This window comes from Mycobacterium sp. NGS15, assembly GCF_059813245.1.
Genome location: NZ_JCALEF010000001.1, coordinates 61770 through 79960 on the forward strand (window position 1 = coordinate 61770; position 18191 = coordinate 79960).

Annotated in this window: 20 protein-coding genes; 10 read left to right on the forward strand and 10 right to left on the reverse strand. The window is 61.2% G+C overall.

Annotated features, from left to right (window positions below; translation table 11 throughout):
• Positions 1 to 6: 6 nt before the first annotated feature.
• On the reverse strand, positions 7 to 579 hold the full coding sequence (locus AC5Y5C_RS00330) for a YdeI/OmpD-associated family protein (protein ID WP_499968000.1): 573 nt from the start codon (positions 577 to 579) through the stop codon (positions 7 to 9).
• A 187-nt stretch (positions 580 to 766) separates the two neighbouring features.
• The gene (locus AC5Y5C_RS00335; protein WP_499968001.1) at positions 767 to 1144 is read right to left on the reverse strand and encodes a hypothetical protein; all 378 of its coding nucleotides are present in this window, start codon (positions 1142 to 1144) and stop codon (positions 767 to 769) included.
• Between the two features lie 397 nt (positions 1145 to 1541).
• Between AC5Y5C_RS00335 and AC5Y5C_RS00340 the strand changes: the two genes are divergently transcribed.
• The 10 genes from AC5Y5C_RS00340 to AC5Y5C_RS00385 all read left to right on the forward strand — a co-directional run bounded on the left by AC5Y5C_RS00340 (position 1542) and on the right by AC5Y5C_RS00385 (position 9512).
• The gene (locus AC5Y5C_RS00340; protein WP_499968002.1) at positions 1542 to 2378 is read left to right on the forward strand and encodes an arylamine N-acetyltransferase family protein; all 837 of its coding nucleotides are present in this window, start codon (positions 1542 to 1544) and stop codon (positions 2376 to 2378) included.
• Positions 2379 to 2387: 9 nt separating this feature from the next.
• Positions 2388 to 3092 carry a methyltransferase family protein gene (locus AC5Y5C_RS00345; protein ID WP_499968003.1) on the forward strand — a complete coding sequence of 235 codons (705 nt, stop codon included), beginning with the start codon at positions 2388 to 2390 and terminating at the stop codon, positions 3090 to 3092.
• Between the two features lie 193 nt (positions 3093 to 3285).
• Positions 3286 to 3561: a hypothetical protein gene (locus AC5Y5C_RS00350; RefSeq protein WP_499968004.1), complete on the forward strand. Its 276-nt coding sequence runs from the start codon at positions 3286 to 3288 to the stop codon at positions 3559 to 3561.
• 11 nt (positions 3562 to 3572) lie between these two features.
• On the forward strand, positions 3573 to 4970 hold the full coding sequence (locus AC5Y5C_RS00355; protein ID WP_499968005.1) for a glycoside hydrolase family 19 protein: 1398 nt from the start codon (positions 3573 to 3575) through the stop codon (positions 4968 to 4970).
• A 145-nt stretch (positions 4971 to 5115) separates the two neighbouring features.
• A complete protein-coding gene (locus AC5Y5C_RS00360; protein WP_499968006.1) occupies positions 5116 to 5766 on the forward strand; it encodes a DUF3298 domain-containing protein in 651 nt (216 codons plus the stop codon).
• A 124-nt stretch (positions 5767 to 5890) separates the two neighbouring features.
• Positions 5891 to 6748, forward strand: coding sequence for a lipoprotein LpqH (locus tag AC5Y5C_RS00365; RefSeq protein WP_499968007.1), 858 nt, complete (start codon positions 5891 to 5893; stop codon positions 6746 to 6748).
• A 77-nt stretch (positions 6749 to 6825) separates the two neighbouring features.
• Positions 6826 to 7134, forward strand: a complete 309-nt coding sequence (locus tag AC5Y5C_RS00370; protein ID WP_499968008.1) for a hypothetical protein — start codon at positions 6826 to 6828, stop codon at positions 7132 to 7134.
• 162 nt (positions 7135 to 7296) lie between these two features.
• Positions 7297 to 7695, forward strand: coding sequence for a hypothetical protein (locus AC5Y5C_RS00375; RefSeq protein ID WP_499968009.1), 399 nt, complete (start codon positions 7297 to 7299; stop codon positions 7693 to 7695).
• The gene (locus AC5Y5C_RS00380) at positions 7692 to 8291 is read left to right on the forward strand and encodes a DUF3558 family protein (protein ID WP_499968010.1); all 600 of its coding nucleotides are present in this window, start codon (positions 7692 to 7694) and stop codon (positions 8289 to 8291) included. Before AC5Y5C_RS00375 ends, AC5Y5C_RS00380 begins: the two co-directional genes overlap by 4 nt.
• Before the next feature lie 18 nt (positions 8292 to 8309).
• On the forward strand, positions 8310 to 9512 hold the full coding sequence (locus AC5Y5C_RS00385) for a hypothetical protein (RefSeq protein WP_499968011.1): 1203 nt from the start codon (positions 8310 to 8312) through the stop codon (positions 9510 to 9512).
• 49 nt (positions 9513 to 9561) lie between these two features.
• Here the strand turns inward: AC5Y5C_RS00385 and AC5Y5C_RS00390 are convergent, their stop codons facing one another.
• The 8 genes from AC5Y5C_RS00390 to dnaN all read right to left on the reverse strand — a co-directional run bounded on the left by AC5Y5C_RS00390 (position 9562) and on the right by dnaN (position 17851).
• Complete coding sequence (locus AC5Y5C_RS00390; protein WP_499968012.1) at positions 9562 to 9906, reverse strand: hypothetical protein; 345 nt, start codon at positions 9904 to 9906, stop codon at positions 9562 to 9564.
• Between the two features lie 253 nt (positions 9907 to 10159).
• Positions 10160 to 10399, reverse strand: coding sequence for a hypothetical protein (locus AC5Y5C_RS00395; protein WP_499968013.1), 240 nt, complete (start codon positions 10397 to 10399; stop codon positions 10160 to 10162).
• Positions 10399 to 11610, reverse strand: a complete 1212-nt coding sequence (locus AC5Y5C_RS00400; protein ID WP_499968014.1) for a hypothetical protein — start codon at positions 11608 to 11610, stop codon at positions 10399 to 10401. The genes AC5Y5C_RS00395 and AC5Y5C_RS00400 overlap by 1 nt, the downstream gene beginning before the upstream one ends.
• Before the next feature lie 132 nt (positions 11611 to 11742).
• Positions 11743 to 13770, reverse strand: coding sequence for a DNA topoisomerase (ATP-hydrolyzing) subunit B (gene gyrB / locus AC5Y5C_RS00405; protein ID WP_499968015.1), 2028 nt, complete (start codon positions 13768 to 13770; stop codon positions 11743 to 11745).
• A gap of 225 nt (positions 13771 to 13995) precedes the next feature.
• Positions 13996 to 14547 (reverse strand): DUF721 family protein, encoded by a 552-nt coding sequence (locus AC5Y5C_RS00410; protein WP_499968016.1) that lies wholly within the window; start codon positions 14545 to 14547, stop codon positions 13996 to 13998.
• The gene (gene recF / locus AC5Y5C_RS00415; protein WP_499968017.1) at positions 14540 to 15688 is read right to left on the reverse strand and encodes a DNA replication/repair protein RecF; all 1149 of its coding nucleotides are present in this window, start codon (positions 15686 to 15688) and stop codon (positions 14540 to 14542) included. Before recF ends, AC5Y5C_RS00410 begins: the two co-directional genes overlap by 8 nt.
• Before the next feature lie 18 nt (positions 15689 to 15706).
• A complete protein-coding gene (gene gnd / locus AC5Y5C_RS00420; RefSeq protein ID WP_499968018.1) occupies positions 15707 to 16600 on the reverse strand; it encodes a phosphogluconate dehydrogenase (NAD(+)-dependent, decarboxylating) in 894 nt (297 codons plus the stop codon).
• Positions 16601 to 16651: 51 nt separating this feature from the next.
• A complete protein-coding gene (gene dnaN / locus AC5Y5C_RS00425) occupies positions 16652 to 17851 on the reverse strand; it encodes a DNA polymerase III subunit beta (RefSeq protein WP_499968019.1) in 1200 nt (399 codons plus the stop codon).
• Positions 17852 to 18191 lie beyond the last annotated feature (340 nt).

Below are 18191 nucleotides of genomic sequence, written 5' to 3' on the forward strand. Positions count from 1 at the left end.
AGCGCTCTAGTTCAACGTCTTTCCCTCGGCCAGCAGCTCGATGTACTGGACGATCCGTCGGGCGCGAGTCTCCGGTTTCTTGATGGTGGCGAGCCGGAACAGGAACGGCCAGCGTGCCGTTTTGGTGAGCGAGTCGAAGAATTTTTGCGCATCGGGCTGAGCCCACAGTGCCCGCGCGAAATCGTCGGGAACCTCGATGGTCGCCTGCGAGCTGTAGGCGGCGTCCCAGCGTCCGTCTGCCTTGGCAGCGTCCACTTCTCGTACGCCGGCCGCTCGGACGCGGCCTTCCTTGGTGAGCCGTTCGATGTGGCCGACGTTGATCTTCGACCAGGTGCTGCGGGCACGGCGCGGGGTGAACATGCGCAGGGTGTACGTCGCGTCGAGCGATTTGGCTTGTCCGTCAATCCACCCGAAGCAGAGCGCTTCCTCCAGGGCTTCCTTGTGGTTGACGCTGGGGATCCCGCTGGCTTTCTTGGCCATCTTGATCCAGACTCCGGGGGAGTCCTCGTGGTTCTCTTCCAGCCACGCTTCCCAGTCTTGTTGGGAGGCAAAGTAGATGGTGGGGCGCTCGACGGCCATGCGGTCACTCTACGAGTGAGGAGTGACAGGCTAGAGCGCGGCGGCTACACCTTGGGGAACCAGCTAGTACCCTGCCGCGAGATCACGAAACCATGCCCTTCAGCGTTCTTACATGCAGTTACACCCGAGCCATCCACACCGCAGATCGCCCCTGCAACAGCTATCGTATGCAGCGGAGGCAGAACCTTTAAATCATGTCCTTGAATCTTCCCGTCAACGAATGGCGTTGACGGGAAGATTGAATTCCCGAGCCCGTCGAGACGTAAGTATAGGGACTCTTATCTTTTGCTGCTACGCCCGGGATATTATCTCCTGTGCAACCAGCGGATTGTCCCAGAAAGTTGTAGTGAATGCCGTCCGGCGTTACGAAATATACCTTTCGAATAGGTTCGCGGCCCACGTTGGGAAGCAGGATCACATACTCATTCGCATTAACTGGTGCGTAGCTGCTCATATCGGGAAATTTCGGTGGTTCAGCTTTCGTGGCACAGGCGCCGGAAAGTGCGACTAACTGGCTCAGGAAAATCGCCGTTGCAGCCTTTAGATACATAGTATCTCCTGTCATTTCATGGTCCAAAACAATGCTACCGAGTCGAGCCCGGCTATTTGTTAGGGTTCACCTCAAATATGCTCGAATGGTAAGTATCGTTTGTTGTTGCATCCCACTGGCTGCCCATTATCAATAGCCGGTCCAGTGTTGAATTTGAGAGGATATACCCGCCGTAGGGCTGCGGAAGCTGGCCACTGTTAATCACTGTTGTTGGTGGGCCCGTGAATATCTTGTTGGGCTCACCCCCGCCCACTCGCACTTCAACATTTCCCGTATCTGCATTGAACCCCGAAAGGACTGGTCTGCCTTGGACCTCGCGCAGGACGGGACCGCCATTCGGTTCCACCTATCTGCCAGATATGGTCCGCCGCGCTACAACGCCGCCCCGGCCTGCTAGTACGTTGTCCACACCATGTGGAACGGAGACGAGCTCGAGCTCGACGAATACCTGGCCTTCATAGGCTTCGACGGCGACCGGTCGCCGTCCCTGGACACCCTGGGCCGCCTGCAGCGCGGACATGTCCTGAACGTCAGGTGGGAGAACCTGGATGCGGTGCTCCACAAGCACGTTGCGTTGGATATCCCGACGGTCCAGGCCAAGCTGTTGCGTAGCCCCCGGGGCGGCTACTGCTACGAACACGTGGCCATTTTCGCGGCCGTTCTCGAGCGCCTCGGCTTCGACTTCTTTGGCATTCAGGGCCGGGTACAGATGGGTGCCAGCACAATTCGGCCGGCAACCCACGGCATGCTCGTGGTCAAACTTGACGAACAACAATGGCTTTGTGATGTCGGGTTCGGCACCAGTCCTCTTGTGCCGATACGTCTCGTCGATGAGGACGTCGTCACCGACGGATCATGGATGTATCAACTGCTGCGCAACGAGGTCACACCCGGTGCCGACGGCTGGACCTTGTCGGAGGCCGCCGGAGACGGGACGCAGCCTGGGTGGATGAGCCGCCACACCTTCGTGCTCGAACCTCAGTACCCGATCGACTATCGCGCCGCGAGCTACTTTGTCGCGGCAAGTCCTCAGTCACCCTTCAGTACAAGGGTTTTCGTGCAACGGGTCGTGTCCGACCGCGCATACATCTTGGACCACCGCGAGCTGCACACCGTTCGGCCCGGCATCGGCAGGGACACTCGGCACCTGACACCCGACGAGGTGCTGGTGGCGCTTCGAGAGGTCTTCGGCATCGAACTAGACGGGGATAGCTCGTCATTGCTGTTGGAGAGGCTGGCCGCGCAGTAGCGTCGACACATGACTGAGGCCATTCCGTCGAAAACGCGGCTACTGGTCAAGCTGCTCATCGCCAACATCGTGTCGACCATTGCGTTGGGCGGATTGTTGATACTGGCCGCCGGGACGTGGCGTTGGCCCCAGTTATGGATCCTGGGCGTCGAGGTCACTGTCCTCAACATCGGCGTGCACCTGTGGCTGCTGAACTACAACCCGGTGCTACTGGCGGAGCGGCTCGGTTCACCCCGTCAGCCGGACCAAACGACCTGGGACAAAGTCTTTATGGCGTTTGCGCTCGTAGGCATGCCGATCTGGTTCGCGGTGCCCGGGCTCGACCATCGCTGGGCTTGGTCGAATGTTCCGTTGTGGGTTGCGGTGCTGGGCGCCGTACTCGTAGCGGTCTCGTTGTTGTCGATGGTTTTCGTGTTTCGCGCCAACAGCTTTGCCGCACCCATCGTGAAAGTACAAGCAGAACGTGGGCACTCGATCGTCGACACCGGCCCCTATGCGTATGTGCGGCATCCGATGTACGCGGGGGCCATACCGTTCCTGATCGGCATGCCGCTGTTACTGGGATCCTGGTACGGACTGGTCGGATCAGCAGTAACCGTCGTCGCGCTGGGGTTCCGGGCAGTCGGGGAGGAGCGGCTGCTCACCCGGGAACTCGACGGCTATCCCGAGTACGCGGGCCGAGTCCGCTACCGGCTGGTGCCCGGCGTCTGGTGATCGACCGATCCCGACCCGCATCTCGTCGGGACCGTGATCCCGTAAGACCGAACAACTGAGTAACGGCATTCCTGCACCGTGCGCAGCACTGCTCCACACCTGCAAATTTGATGGAACCGAATCTGGCATACCGGCGTCTCAAGTATTTAGAGGTGGGATCTGGGCACTGCCAGGCTGGGAAAGGACACGGGACATGGGGTACGCGGACCGGCTGTACGCCTTGCAATTGGAGTTTGGCCGCGGCTCGAAGAGCCGAAAACTGACGACGACGCAACGTTTCCAGGAGACACACGCAGAGCAGGCGCGGCAGGCACGAGAACGTGCCTCCTGGCAACCGGGAAACGCACCCCAGCCTGGCGAAGAACCCTTAGTCGCGACGAAAGATGCACCCGTGAAGCGGCCGGCCACACCCGGTTGGGACGACGAGGACAGTTTCTGGGAGTTCCGCGGAAACCGGTTGAAGTACTAGGGCGGGGGTTTGTGGTGGTGGTTTATGACACGGGTCGGCAGGTGCTCGATGAGGGTGCCAAGATCCGCGATTTTTGTGGGTACTGGGACATTTTGAAGACTCACCAGGCAGAGCTGAGTCAGGCGGGGGTGGATTTATCGAGCCTGCCGATGGACCGCAGTGCCGCCGATTTCGAGGCCGCCTATTACAAGGAAGCCGACATCGACTTGAAGGCAATCCGCGAATCCGGAGACCACCTTCAAGACGCCGTGGCCGGCGGCACCCAACAGGTCGAGTTGATCGGCCAGACCGAGCGCCTCTCGCAATATGTGAAAGGCGATGCCGCCGATGCGGCATGGGAAAAGTACCAGACCAACACCGAACAGCTGCAAGCGAATCTTCAGAAACTCAAGGATGCCCAGGAAGCGGTCCAGGGCGTCGATGACAACCTGTATTTCGGGCTCAACAAGAAGCAAGACGAATACACCGCAGCGATCACGCTGCTGATCGAGGGCACGATTCAGAACAACCCGGCAGACTTCACGAACCGGTTGAGCACCGGCGCCGCCGCAATCATGGCCGATAACAAGGGCCTTGAGGATTCCGAGAAACACCTATACGCCTGGCACGGCAGCCCCGGAGTCAATTGGCCTGCGCGACAAGTCAAAGACGACCTACGAACCAGCGTCATCGGCGCATTCACCACCGCGATCGCCGCATTCAACGACGCCAACACCAGCATGGACCAATTCGTCACCGACAACTACACCATCTTGCGCCAAGCACTCAACATCGGCGAAAACGGACCCGAAGACGGGTCTTTCAAAAAGGTGACGCTGGAGCAGTTGAAAACCGTCTTTAATCAGGGGAACTTTACGAGCCTTCCCCCGGAACAGCAGCAGCGAATCCTGGATCAGCTCAACGCAATGATGGAACACGCCGGGATCAACACGGCGCAACGGCAGGCCGCGTTCCTTGCCACATGCGCCATCGAATCCGGGGAGCTGACCATGTGGTACGAGGGCGCGTACCCCGGCGGCCCCGACGCCGACTGGTTCAACGCGCACTACGGCCCACAAACCGCAAAGGGCCAAGAACTCGGGAATACCGAACCGGGCGACGGCGCCCGGTTCATGGGTAGAGGCCCGATCCAGGTCACCGGTAGGAGCAACTACCAGCGTTTCTCTGATTGGTACAACCAAAGCTATCAGCCAAGTCCCCCAATGGACTTCACACAAACACCGGAACTCCTTCAACAGCCCGAGTACGGGTTTGCCGCGGCGGAGTGGTACTGGACCGCACACGGGATCAACACCGCTGCCGACAACGGAGGGATCGACGCGGTGACCGATATCGTCAATTACTACGACGGCAACCGGGATAAGAAGCGCGACGTCTACCAGCGAGCGCTATCCGCGCTCGGCGGGTAACAGGAGGAGCAACGACATGGTGAAAACAACTGTCCGGAGACTGCGCCCTCTCTTTGCGCTTCTGCTCGCGCTGGCAGCCTGCTCCTCCGGCAGTCCAGTACAAAGTCCTGCGACCGCGGCGCCGCCGACAGACTTTTGTACCAGTGTGGGTGGGACATGGGACGGCTCCAAAGAAAGCTGCTCGCTGACCGGCACGAACTCGAAGAACATCGCCGCGAAAGTTCAAGCCACGTATCCCGTCACCCTGTTGGACGACCCGACAACGGGGCCAGTGCTCCAGCAGTTCCTGAGCGATTTCTTCAACAGATTCGGCCGCCCGAACGACAATCTCACGCAAAACAGCACGGCGAGCGTGGCCTACCAGACGTACAAACACACTCCGAACACGCTGTCCGTCGTCTTTTTCGAGGAATGGTTCGTCACCGGTACACCTCACCCCAACGATGCGATCGTCACCTTCACGTTTGACCAAGCGAACAAAAGGCAGCTCACCCTCGGAGACCTGTTCTGTCCCGGCGTCGACCCACTGGTGGCACTTCCCCCGCTCGTTCGCCCTTACCTGGAACAGACTGTCGCTCTTGACAAGAATCCCTCGTTCACCATCAGCCAGTTCGAACCCCAGTCCGGCCATGGCGGCTATAGCGACGACTACAAAGCCTGGTACCTGGACGGCGACGATCTCGTCCTCGTGATGCCAGCCGAGCGCTCGGGGCCCGTGCACGCCGGTGCATGGCAGCCCCGTACCCCGCTCGCCGCGCTCGGAATCATCCAGAAAGGGGGTGGCTGCGCGGCGTGAACCCAGGCCCACCAAATACCGAATTACTCACGCCGACAAATCCATTGAAGGGTTAATAATGTTACGGACCGCGAGATTTGGCACCGCCCATGCCGTGCGGAGGGGGGTCCTCCTAGCGGTGCTCGTGACGCTGCCCGTTGCCGGGTGCGACCCGAAGCCGCCGGCCGAGGCGCCCACCTCGATGTCGGCGGTGGCCACGACATCAACTATTCCGGCCCCGCCGCCGCCAAACTTTCCCCGCAGCCCGGCCACAATCGAAGCCACCTTCGACGGAGAGCCTCTGACGTTCAAGGACCCGGTCTGTCTCGGATTCAGTGACGAAACCACCATCGGATTTAGTACTGCGCCACAGGGGAGTTCACTGAGCCTGCAACTGGATACCACGACTTCCACGGTTAACGAGATACATGTTGGCGTACCCGAACGAGGCATGTACCTGTGGAAGACGTGGTCGCATCTGCCATCTTCTCCCACGGTGGCGGTGCAAGGCTCGACGTACAGAGTTTCCGGGGTGGTGTTCTTGAATCTGGACCCTGGTGAGCCTCAACCGATTCCGTTCACCGTCACCGCAACATGCCCCGCCTACTCCCATCCGCGGCAGCCGTCGACACCACCCGGCCCTCCCGCACGCGACCCGAAGGGGCCTCGCATAGACGCGACGGTCGACGGCAGGGTCCTGACCGATGGCACCGACGCCGCCTACTGCAGCCGAGAATCCGGCGGCTCCTTGAAAATTGAAGTGAAGCCAGCATTGGGGAAGCCCGGCAACAGCCTCACGTTTGAGGTAAAGGACGACGCGGTACTTCACGGATACGTAAGCGGCGCCCTGTTCAACTACACGACCCGTGTTCCCGCCGATGCTTCGGTGGCCAAAGACGGCGATACCCTTCGCATCAAGGCAGACCTGTACCGGATCTATCAAAACAAGGCGTACGACGAACCTCACGCCGTCGAGCTCACAGCCACCTGCCCAGCGTTATAGGTCGCCCCAAATACATGGAACCGATTCACGTGATCGCGCGTCCAAGTAGATAGTTGAAGCTAAGGAGGTCCGCACTCATGACGTACATCGATCCTGATGGTGTCGAGAAGTTGGCGGGTGTGTGGGGCCGTGCCGCCGAGGGCCTGCGTGCTCAGGGGGACAAGGTTCGATCGTGCGAGCTGCGGGCCGAGACTTTTGGCTCCCATTACGCCGATCAAATGGCCGATATCGGGCCTGCGATCGAGCGGCTCGCTGGGCTGATGACTCATGACGGCGCGCGATGCGACGACTATCGCGACAAGCTCCGAATGACCAGCACCGTATTCACGGACACCGATGCCCGGACGGCCTCCGGGCTCGGTGGTGAGCCTTCGCGCCAGGGCTGAGGCTTGGTCATCCTCGGCTAGTTGAGCGCTGTTCGGTCCGCCCAAACAGTGCGCAGATGCGGCGCCCGCCGACGGCCGCTCAAGAAAGTTCAGGAAAGATGGAACCAACCCGGGGGATAGGGGCGTCGTATCCCTTTGAGAGCAGGTTTCTGGAGGCAGAACATGACGGACAAGAATTACGACTTCGATCTAGGTGGGATCAGCCCTGACGCGCAGCGGAGCGCGGCCAACGACGCGGGCCAGGTGCTGCACATGGACGAAAAGGCTGGCCAGACGGTGGCCAAGGAACTACTGCCGGCTCTTGATCTCATCAACGAGGCCCTTCAAATAGCCCAGCAAGCTGGGAATGTTGAGGGATTTGGGGCATTGAACACCGGAAAAAGGGCGATGGAGCACTATCGCAAACAGGCACCCGAGATGGTGACTCACCTCACCGCCTTGAAGGCCGACTGCCAAGCGCAGATCGATCACGTGCTGGCGATGGAGGTTCTGTACAACAATATGGAGGCCTACAACGCGGGGCGAATTTTCGACCACAAACTAACGGTCGAATACAAATGAGCCCCGTGCTCCGTCTGGCGCTCTTGACGTCCGCCGCCCTGGCGTTAGCGGGATGTGGTGACACCATCTCCGGAGACGCCCGGACTGCAACCGCCAATTCGTCCTGGGGGACCAGTAGCGTTACAAGCTCTTCACCTCAGACAGACAATACCGCGGCTCCCCCCCATCAAACACCGAACGCGAACACGGATGGCACCACCTTCGATCCATGTTTGGCATACAACGCCACAGAGTTGAGTAAATGGGGGTTGGACCCAGCGACCGTAAAAGGCGTCGACGACGGACTGCAGCGTGGCTGTATCTGGGACGGAAAAGGCTGGTACGTCCAACAATTGGTAATCAATCGCTCTATCTCGGAGTACCTCGACACCGACAACTATCCGGATGCACAGCCCTTGACGATTGCTGGCTTGCAGGGTTCTCAACATCGCTTAAGCCAGCCCGGTACCGGATTCTGCTCCGTGCAGATCCCGTCCCAAAGGGCCGTCGTCGCGACCCTCGTAAATGTCGATATCGGTGCCGCAAGCCGGATCCCCGACGCCTGCACCAAGGCCATCGAAATTGCGACCGACACCGCAGCGAAACTTCCAAAATGACAATTGAAGGGACCACCTATGTCTGGTGACGGATGGGACGGCATGTCACATGCCGACATCGTCGGCAAACTCAGTCAGCTCAAGCCCGACGGCGCCTTCAACGTGGCCCAAAAATGGAGCGACATCTACACCAAGGTCTCCGATGCCGCCGAGCACTACATCCGGGCCGCCAATGTCATGCAGCCCATCTGGACTGGTAAAGGACCAGAAGCTGCCCGCGGAGCACTTAACGCCAAATACCAAGAGCTCCAGGCCGAAGACGGCATCCCGGCCAAGGCCGGAAAACTACAAAATGCGCTGTTTCAAGATGGCGCTTGCCTGACCAATGCAGGCTACGTGCCACAAGCGTACCCAGTGCCACCCGAAGACACCGACAAGGATTCGAAACAGAAACTCCTGGAAGCTGTTCGGGCCGAAGCGCAACGCCTCTACACCGAGCCTCTCGATGTCAACAGGCCTCAGATCGACGACACTCCACAGAACTCCAACACGGGCCCGATGCCTCAAGGGCCCGGCGGGGGCGGCGGTAGCGGTGGCGGCGGGAATTCCGGCGGGGGCTCCGATAACAAGCTGCAGTCTCCGGCCGGCGGTACCGACGGACTCGCCGACAAGAACACCAAGCCCCAGCTCGCCAACGGAGAAGGGCAAGGCGGCCAGGGGCAGGGCGCCGGCTCAGGTTCCGGCAGCGGCTCAGGTGGCGGCCAAGGCGCAGGCTCCGGTTCGGGTTCCGGCGGAAGTTCGCCTTTCGGTTCTGGAACCGGGACGGGCACAAGCGGTTCCGGGCTTCCATTGGGAGCGACGACTGCGGCTGGTTACGGCTCCTCTGGTTCTGCAGGTGGGACAGGACTCGCCTCTGGAACGGCCGGTGGACCAAGTGCTTTGCGGCCCGGTGCGGGCATGCCCGGAGGAGCCACGAGCGGCGCGGGTACCAACCCGGCTGCCGTCGGCGCGTCCGGAGTTCGCGGCGGCGCTATGGGTCCCATGGGGATGATGGGTGGCGCCGGCGCCCACGGAAAGGGCGGTCAGGGTGAGGACGACGACCACGAAACCCCGGCGATTCTGATCAACCTCGATAACACCTACGAATTCATGGGCGACCTTCCCAAGGCATCCCCGGCCGTCATCGGCGACTGGAGCGAGCAGGAGAAGGCCGACAAGCAAGCCCAGGAACGTGAGAAGCGGCGCTACAAGAAGCTCGGCTGGGACGTCGAATTCGAGTGAGCTAGGACGACTTCGGGTGACTGGCTCAGCCACCCGAAGTCGCTAACCGCTACTTCGCCCAACCCAGCTTTTTGTTGGCCGCGGCGATTACCGGCGCTGAGAAGTCGCACCACGTCTGTCCGGTCGGCAGGGCGGCCGCAGCGACGGCTGCGTCGCCCGGCTCGAATTCAAACTGGGCTATGTTGTCGTCTGGCCCTAAAAGCCCGACACCGCACTCGTTCGGCTCGTCCTTCATGACGTAGATATCGGCGCCCTCGGACTTCAGAATTCTGAGGTGAATTGCCCGGAAATTAGCGGCCCCGGTCGAATTCTTGAAAAGCTTTACATTAAGCACGTCATGCCCACCCGCATCCTCGTAATTGCATTGCTGGATACCGGTACCGTCTTCACCCATTGCGTGGGCCTCGATCGGTGTAACACCCTGCGGGGCTAACTGTTCTGGCGCGACGAGGCTGCAAGGATCCGTGGGAGGGGTAAATGGTTGGTAACCCGAGTCTTTGGCCTCGGATGACTGCGTGGTTGTGGCAGCCGCTGAACTCGAAGGTGTCGAGGAAGGCGTCTGCGTGACCTCGGTCTTCTGTGATCCGCACCCGACGCCGAGAAGCCCGACTACGGCGACCGTAACCAACAATGCTCGTTTACTCATATCACTTCCACTTGTTCGTACCGAACGGATCTTTGAAGGCATAGAAGTCGTCCTCCTCTAACTCCGTTGGGGTAGGAGGCTTTTGAGGTTCTGGAGCAGCCTGTTTGCGCTCGGTGAAACTCGGCTCAATCGGCGTATCGATGTACCGTTCGCCGGCCAGCCGAACCGCCTCCATCTCCGCAACACCATCAGTGACCTTGCGCACCAGCGCCTGTAGCGCCGGATCGACTGGAACCTCCATCACTTGCCATCCTCCCATGGCGAACCTCCCGTGCCGCCGGAATAGCCGTCGCCGGGTGCAGCCTGGTAACTCGGCGCTGCCAGCACCGCCGCGGGCAGATCCTTGACGAGTTGCTTCGCGGCATCACTCTCGACACCCGCCTTACCCAGCGCGTTATCCACCGCCTTGTTCAACGCGTCCTGTCCCTTGGCTTTCAGATATTCGGCCGGGTCCTCGAAGAACTCAATGACAGATTTCACCAGGTCGACCGCCTTCTGGACCTGGTCGACCAGCTTTTGTGCCTCCTGAAAGACCTCGTAGAGGATGGCAGCCAAACGTTCCACCTGCCAAGCGGTTCCGGCGATCGGAATCTTCTTCGCCAGAACCTTCAGGGCGTCCTTCCAGTTGTCGATCTGGACTTCCTGCTTCAGTTTTTCGACCACCATGTCGACGATGGTTTTGATCAACTTCTTGATCTGCTCCACCAGCACATCCAGGCAGTCCTTGATGACCTTCGTCAGAGGAGCCTCGGCCTCCAGCGCCTTGCTTAGCTTCTTTGCGTATTCATCAAAGGCTTGGGCAGCCTTACCATCCCAATGCGATTTGGACTGGTTGGTCATCGACTCAAGTGATTTGCCCGCACCCTCCATACCCTTGCCGGCCTTCTCATACACGTTGCCGATGCGGGTCAACTCGGCCCAGTTGCCGACGAGCTTTTCGAACGTGTCGTTGATCGGGCTCCATCCGGAGACCTTCTGAATCGCTTCGTCGGCGTCAGCAACCCACGCCGCCTTCTCCCGCACGATCGACACCACATCGGCCACCTCGTGCTCGGGCGCCGTCAGGTCGGGAGTATCGCCTGCCGCGAGGTGTGGAGCCGTCGTCGTCGCATCACCATCGCGCCTCGAATCGTGTCCGGGCAGCGGCGATGCGGCGGCCCGGATCCTGGCCCCGGATCTGTCTTCTTGTTCTTTGTAGGTGTTAGCCAGCGAGATCAATTCATTGCCGGTCATGTACATCGCGACCTGGCGCTTATCGTACCGCTGCGATGTCTTCGTCTTCGTGGACTCAAAGGGGCCCTTCAACTGGGACATCAGGCCATCCCAGCCATCCTTGGGGCCCGCTTCAGCATCCACTAGTCCCTGAACCTTGCCGAGATATCCGGCTAGGTCTTCGACGCCCCCGCCAAAACCCGCGAGCTTCTCGATGTCGACGCTGAACTTCTCACCCATGTGGAACACCCTCCGGCCGATTTCGTACTCGTACGTACGACGGCACAGCGCGAGATTCGGTTCCACCGACCAACGAAAATTTTCCGGACCAAATTGAATCCGCAACTATCTCGCCAGTTGAGTGAGTAAGCCCTACACGTCGAGGAAGCGCACGTCCCTGGCGTTTCTGGTGATGAAGCTGCGGCGCGCCTCAACGTCCTCGCCCATCAGAATCGAGAACAGCTCATCGGCCGCGGCAGCATCGTCGAGTGTCACCTGGCGCAGCACACGCACGGACGGATCCATAGTGGTCTCCCACAGCTCCTTGGCGTCCATCTCGCCCAGACCCTTGTAGCGCTGGATACCGTCGTCCTTGTTGATCTTCTTGCCGGCCTTGAGCCCGGCTTCCATCAGCCCGTCGCGCTCTCGATCGGAGTACGCGAACTCGGGAAGGGTGCGCTGCCACTTGAGCTTGTACAGCGGCGGCTGCGCCAAGAAGATGTGGCCGTGTTCGACCAGCGGGCGCATGAACCGGAACAGCAACGTCAACAGCAACGTCGAAATGTGCTGGCCGTCAACGTCGGCGTCGGCCATCAGCACGATCTTGTGATACCGCAGTTTGGCGAGGTCAAACTCGTCGTGAATGCCGGTGCCGAGCGCCGTAATGATTGCCTGGACTTCCGTATTCTTCAAAACCCGGTCGATACGGGCCTTTTCGACGTTGATGATCTTGCCGCGCAGCGGCAGAATCGCCTGGAACATCGAGTCGCGGCCGCTCTTAGCCGAACCACCGGCCGAGTCGCCCTCCACGACATACAGTTCCGACTTCGACGGATCCGTGGAGCGGCAGTCGGCCAGCTTGCCCGGCAGCCCGCCGATGTCGGTTGCGCTCTTACGGCGCACCAACTCGCGGGCTTTGCGCGCCGCAATGCGCGCTTGTGCCGACGAGACTGCCTTATTTACAACAGTTTTCGCGTCAGCCGGGTTCGAGTCGAACCAGTGCTGCAGCTGCTCGTTACACACCTTCTGCACAAACGACTTGACCTCGGTGTTACCCAGCTTGGTCTTCGTCTGGCCCTCGAACTGCGGTTCGCCCACCTTCACCGAGATAACAGCCGCCAAACCCTCGCGAATGTCGTCACCGGTGAGGTTGGTGTCCTTCTCCTTGAGAAGCTTCTTCTCCTTGGCGTACTTGTTGACCACCGTCGTGAGCGCCGCACGGAATCCTTCCTCGTGCGTACCGCCCTCGTGGGTGTTGATGGTGTTCGCGAAGGTGTGCACCGACTCCGAGTAGCCGGCGTTCCACTGCATCGCGATCTCCACCTCGTGGCCTTCGCCCTTGCCGGAGAAGTCGACGATGGTGGAGTGGATCGCTGATTTGGTGCGGTTGATGTGCTTGACGAAGTCGACCAGGCCATCGGGGTAGTGGAAGACGCGATTCTTGACCTTATGGGGCGCAGCCGATTCCGCAGCCTGCTCTTCTGCTGTCTTGGGTGCCTCAGCGGTATCGCTGACCACTTCGTCCGTCACATCGGCGTTGCTCACTCGCTGATCGGTGAGCTTGATGGTCAGGCCCTTGTTCAGGAAGGCCTGCTCTTGCAGACGCCTGGCGACCGTCTCGAAGTCGTACGTGGTGGTCTCGAAGATGTTCGGATCTGCCCAGAATCGGACCGTGGTGCCCGTCTTCTTCGTCGCGGCGCCCTGCTGCAGGGTTCCCGGCACCGACGCTGTGTACACCTGCTGCCACTCATGGCCATCCCGCAGGATCTCCAACTCGACCTTTGTCGAAAGCGCGTTCACCACCGAGATGCCGACGCCGTGCAGACCGCCCGACACCGCGTAGGAATCCGAGTCGAACTTGCCACCGGCGTGCAGCTGCGTCATGACGACATCGACGGTCGGTATTCCGGAGGCGTGCATGGCCACCGGAATGCCACGGCCATCGTCGCTGACCTGGATGCCGCCGTCCTCGAGCATCGTCACCTCAACGGTGGTGGCGTACCCGGCCATTGCCTCATCGACGGAGTTATCGACAACTTCCCAGATCAGATGGTGCAGGCCTCGCTCACCCGTGGACCCGATGTACATGCCGGGGCGCTTCCGGACCGCTTCGAGCCCCTCTAGGATGGTGATCGAGTCGGCACTGTATTCGCTCTTGGCACTCTTCTTCGGCGCAGCCACGATCGACTTTGTCTCCTGTCTGGAAGTAACGACTCTCGCGGGCCCGATGAACAAGCCTGGACCCAGCGATCCGTGTTAGCACCATCCTACTGGTCTGTACCGACGGCACCTAGTTTCAGGGCATGTTTCATCCCCTCTATTTACGCCGTCCGTCGCATATCTCGGATCGAGCCGTGTCAGGACGCTCTAGACGCCGGTTCCACCGCGCGACGCCGCGATGAGCCCTCAGCCGTAGGTGTCGCGGGGGCCGCGTCCGGCGATATGCCGGGGGCCCTTGCGCCAGGATGGCGCCGTCGGTCCGGAAATCTTCAAACTGGTCACCACACCGTCTCCCACGGCCGCGGCGATCTTCGCCAACAGTTGCGCCTGCACCAACCGCAGCTGTGTCGCCCATGCCGTCGACTCGGCAGCCACCGTCAGTACACCCTCGTTCAGCGCGGTCGGTGTCGCGTGTGCGGCGATCTGCTCGCCGACGACGGCATCCCACCGTCCGAACACCGCACCCTCGGATACCCGAGAGGACCATCCGCGCCGGTTCGCCAAATCACCTGCGGCCCTTCCCAACAACTGTGGGTCTCGAGCATCCGGGCCGGGACCTGACCAGGTGCGCCGTCCGCCGGCAACCTTACGGCGCTGCTGCGGGGACCTACCGCCTCTACCGACGTCCTTGCCCTGCTGCTTGGCCGCACCACGCGCTTCTTCGAGCACCCGGCGTACCAAATCCATCCCGCTCACCCCGGCCAAATGCTCCGGTGGCCAGGCCTCTTCTTCACTCATGCGCCACCGACTTTCGTCCCGAAGAATCTTCCTGCACATCGACGGTAACCGTCCGCGCCGACAATTCCTCGGGAACGTCATCCGGAACCGCCGCCGTCACCAGAACCTGCTCAGCGTCGGCGGCGACCGCGGCCAAGGACCGGCGCCTGGCCCCGTCCAGTTCAGCGAACACATCATCGAGCATCAGAAGCGGATCGGTGCCATCGGAGCGGAGCAGATCGAAGGCCGCCAACCGCAATGCCAGCGCAAAGGACCACGATTCCCCGTGACTGGCGAACCCCTTGGCCGGCCCGTCCCCAAGCCGTAGTTCCAGGTCGTCGCGGTGCGGCCCCACGAGGCAGACTCCTCGCTCGATCTCCGCCGACCGTTTGGCCACCAACCCCGCGTGCAATGCGTCCGCGAGATGCTGCACCGACAGCTCGCCCTCGACACCTAGGACGCTGCTGCGGTAGGCAATGTCCGCGGGACGTGACGCCGGCGCCAGCAGTTGATAGGACTTCTCCACCAGCGGCCGTAGCTCGCCCACCAATTCGATACGGCCGGAAAGTAATTCGGCACCATGCGCCACGAGATGCCCGTCCCACACATCGAGGGTGTCCAGCACGCTTTGATCGTTACGCTGCCGCAGCGCCGCCCCCGCAGTCTTGAGCAGTGCGGTGCGCTGCCGCAGCACCTTGTCGTAATCGGCACGGACGCCGGCCATTCGGGGGCGACGCTGAATCAACAGATCGTCGATGAAGCGTCGCCGGTCCGAGGGATCGCCACGCACCAAGGAAAGATCCTCGGGTGCAAAAAGCACCGCGTGCAGGATCCCGACAATCTCGCGGGGGCTGCGTACCGGGGATCGGTTGATCCGGGCCTTGTTGGCCCGGCCAGCCGCAATTTCCAGGTCAACCGCCAGCTCTCGACCCTCGTTCACGACGATGGTCGACACGACCGCCCGCTCGGCACCATTACGGACCAAGGGCGCATCGGTGGCAACTCGGTGAGACCCCAGGGTGGATGAGTACCACAGGGCTTCAACTAGATTCGTTTTGCCGTAACCGTTGGGTCCGACGAACACCGTGCGGCCAGGCTCGAGCTCCAGGTCGACCCGCTCCCATGACCGGAAATCCCGCAATCCCAGCTGTCGTACGTACACCTAGTCCACGCGCCTGCCTTAGCCGGAGAGACCGACGCGCTTGACCGCGTGGCCGCCGAACTGGTTGCGCAGCGCCGAAACCGCCTTCATCGCTGGCGAATCCTCTTGCCGGGAGGCGAACCGCGCAAACAACGACGCCGCGATGACCGGTGCGGGAACCCGGTGATTGATGGCCTCTTCCACGGTCCAGCGACCCTCACCGGAATCCTCGGTGTATCCGGAAATCGCATCGAAACCGGGATCTTCCTTTAACGCTTTAGCCAACAGATCCAGCAGCCATGACCGCACCACGGTGCCCTTGGTCCAGGCTTGCAGCACCGCCTGCACATCGGTGATCAACGGCTCGGCCGCCAGTAGCTCATACCCCTCGGCGTAGGCGTGCATGAGCCCATACTCGATGCCGTTGTGGATCATCTTGGCGTAATGGCCCGCGCCTACCGGTCCGGCATGCACAAAGCCATCCCCTCGGTCGCCCTCGGGACGCAACGTATCGAAGATGGGCATCGCCCGCGCTACATCGGCGTCACTGCCCCCGACCATCAGCCCGTAGCCGTTATCCTTGCCCCACACTCCGCCGGAAACTCCCGCGTCGATATATCCAATTCCCTTGGCAGCCAGCAGATCTGCGTTTGGCTGATCCTCGGTGAACCTTGAATTACCGCCGTCGATCACCAGATCGCCCTCGGATAATTCCTCCGCAAGCTCGGCAATCGTCTGCTGTGTGATAGGCCCAGAGGGCACCATCACCCACACCACACGCGGCGCCTCGAGTGCATCCGCCAACGCCTTGAGCGACGGCACATCGGTGACCTCGGGACGGGGGTCGTACCCGATGACCTCATGCTCGCCGGCCCGCAGCCGATCGCGCATGTTGAAACCCATCTTGCCGAGCCCAACCAAACCTAGCTGCATGACCCATAACCTCCGATGACCAGTACGTATGCCGTTTTAGGGTGCAAGGCCCTAGCCGGGCAGGCGCACCGGCATCAATAGATACACATAGTCAGTTTGCGCTGCCGTGAACGGCCCGGACCCTTCTGGGGAGCTTTGATCGTCTTCCGCAGGACGCAGTACCGCCGGACGGCTGGGCGTGGTGAAACCGAAAGTCACCCGGTTCGAGTGCAGCGACCCCAGCCCGTCGGTCAGGTAGGTCGGGTTGAACGCGATGGTCAACGGTTCACCAACGAACTCAACATCCAGCTCTTCCTCGGCCCGGCCCACATCGTCTGCACCCGCCGACAGCCGCAGCAGGCCCGGCTCGAATTCCAACCGGATCTGCGCCCCACGATCAGCAACCAGGGCAACACGTTTGATGGCCTCGACCAACTCCGCGATGCCAACCGTCGCCAAAGCGGTGTGCTCGGTCGGCAACAACTGGCGGAACTTGGGGAATTCGGCGTCAAGCAGGCGGGTGGTGCTGCGCTTACCGTTGCTGACGATACCGAGCAAGCCCTCGGATCCGATGGTCGTACCCGAGCCCAACGCAAGCTGCACATCGGACCCGTTGGACGCCGACTTTGCCGCCTCGGACAACGTCTTGGCCGGAACCAGCACCGCCGCGTTGATCTCACCTGCGCCCGAGGTCCACTTCAGCTCGCGAACCGCCAACCGGAACCGGTCTGTTGCCGCTAAAACGACTGTGTCGCCGTTAATTTCAACACGAATACCGGTAAGCATCGGAAGCGTATCGTCCTTGCCGGCGGCGATAGCGACCTGACCAATCGCCTCGGAGAACACATCGGCACCCAGTGCACCGGTCTCCTCCGGCAGCGAAGGCAGCGAAGGGTAATCCTCGACCGGCATGCTCGGCAGCGAGAACTTCGCGCTTCCGCAGCTGATCAGCAGCCGCGTACCCTCCAGCGCCACGTCGACCGGCTTGTTCGGTAGCGACCGCGTGATATCCGAGAGCAGGCGGCCCGACACGAGTGCGTTACCGGATGCGGCGACCTCGGCCGGCACCTGCACCTGCGAGGAAACCTCGTAATCGAACCCCGACAAGGTCAAACCGGTGTCATGCGCGGTCAGTAGCACGCCGGCCAGCACCGGAACCGTCGGACGAGAGGGCAGACTCCGCGCGACCCACGCCACGGAATCGGCGAAGTCGTCGCGCGCGACCCTGAACTTCAGGCTGGTGTCTGCGGCAGTGGGGCTCGCAAGATCCATGAATACCCTTCGCTTCCTCGTTGTCCAGGTCGGACTGTTCGCACAAAATCCCTGATGGCCATCGTGGCACGTCCGGGTGACAGCGCTGACAGCGCATCGGGCAGCCATCCGGTACTGACCGGGGGCGCCGTGCACAAGTCCTGCCACTCGGAGTGGGAAGCCGACAGGCCACGCGACTTCCGAAGCACAACCGTAGATGCTTTCGGCGCTGCGGGAAAGCGGATCCGTCTCGCGAAAGATCCCTGTCGTCCATCGCTCGGTTACCGGTTCGACCGACCATGTTGACGCGTCTATCCACACAGCTGCTTTTAAAGAGGAAGATTAGATAGAGATCTAAGCA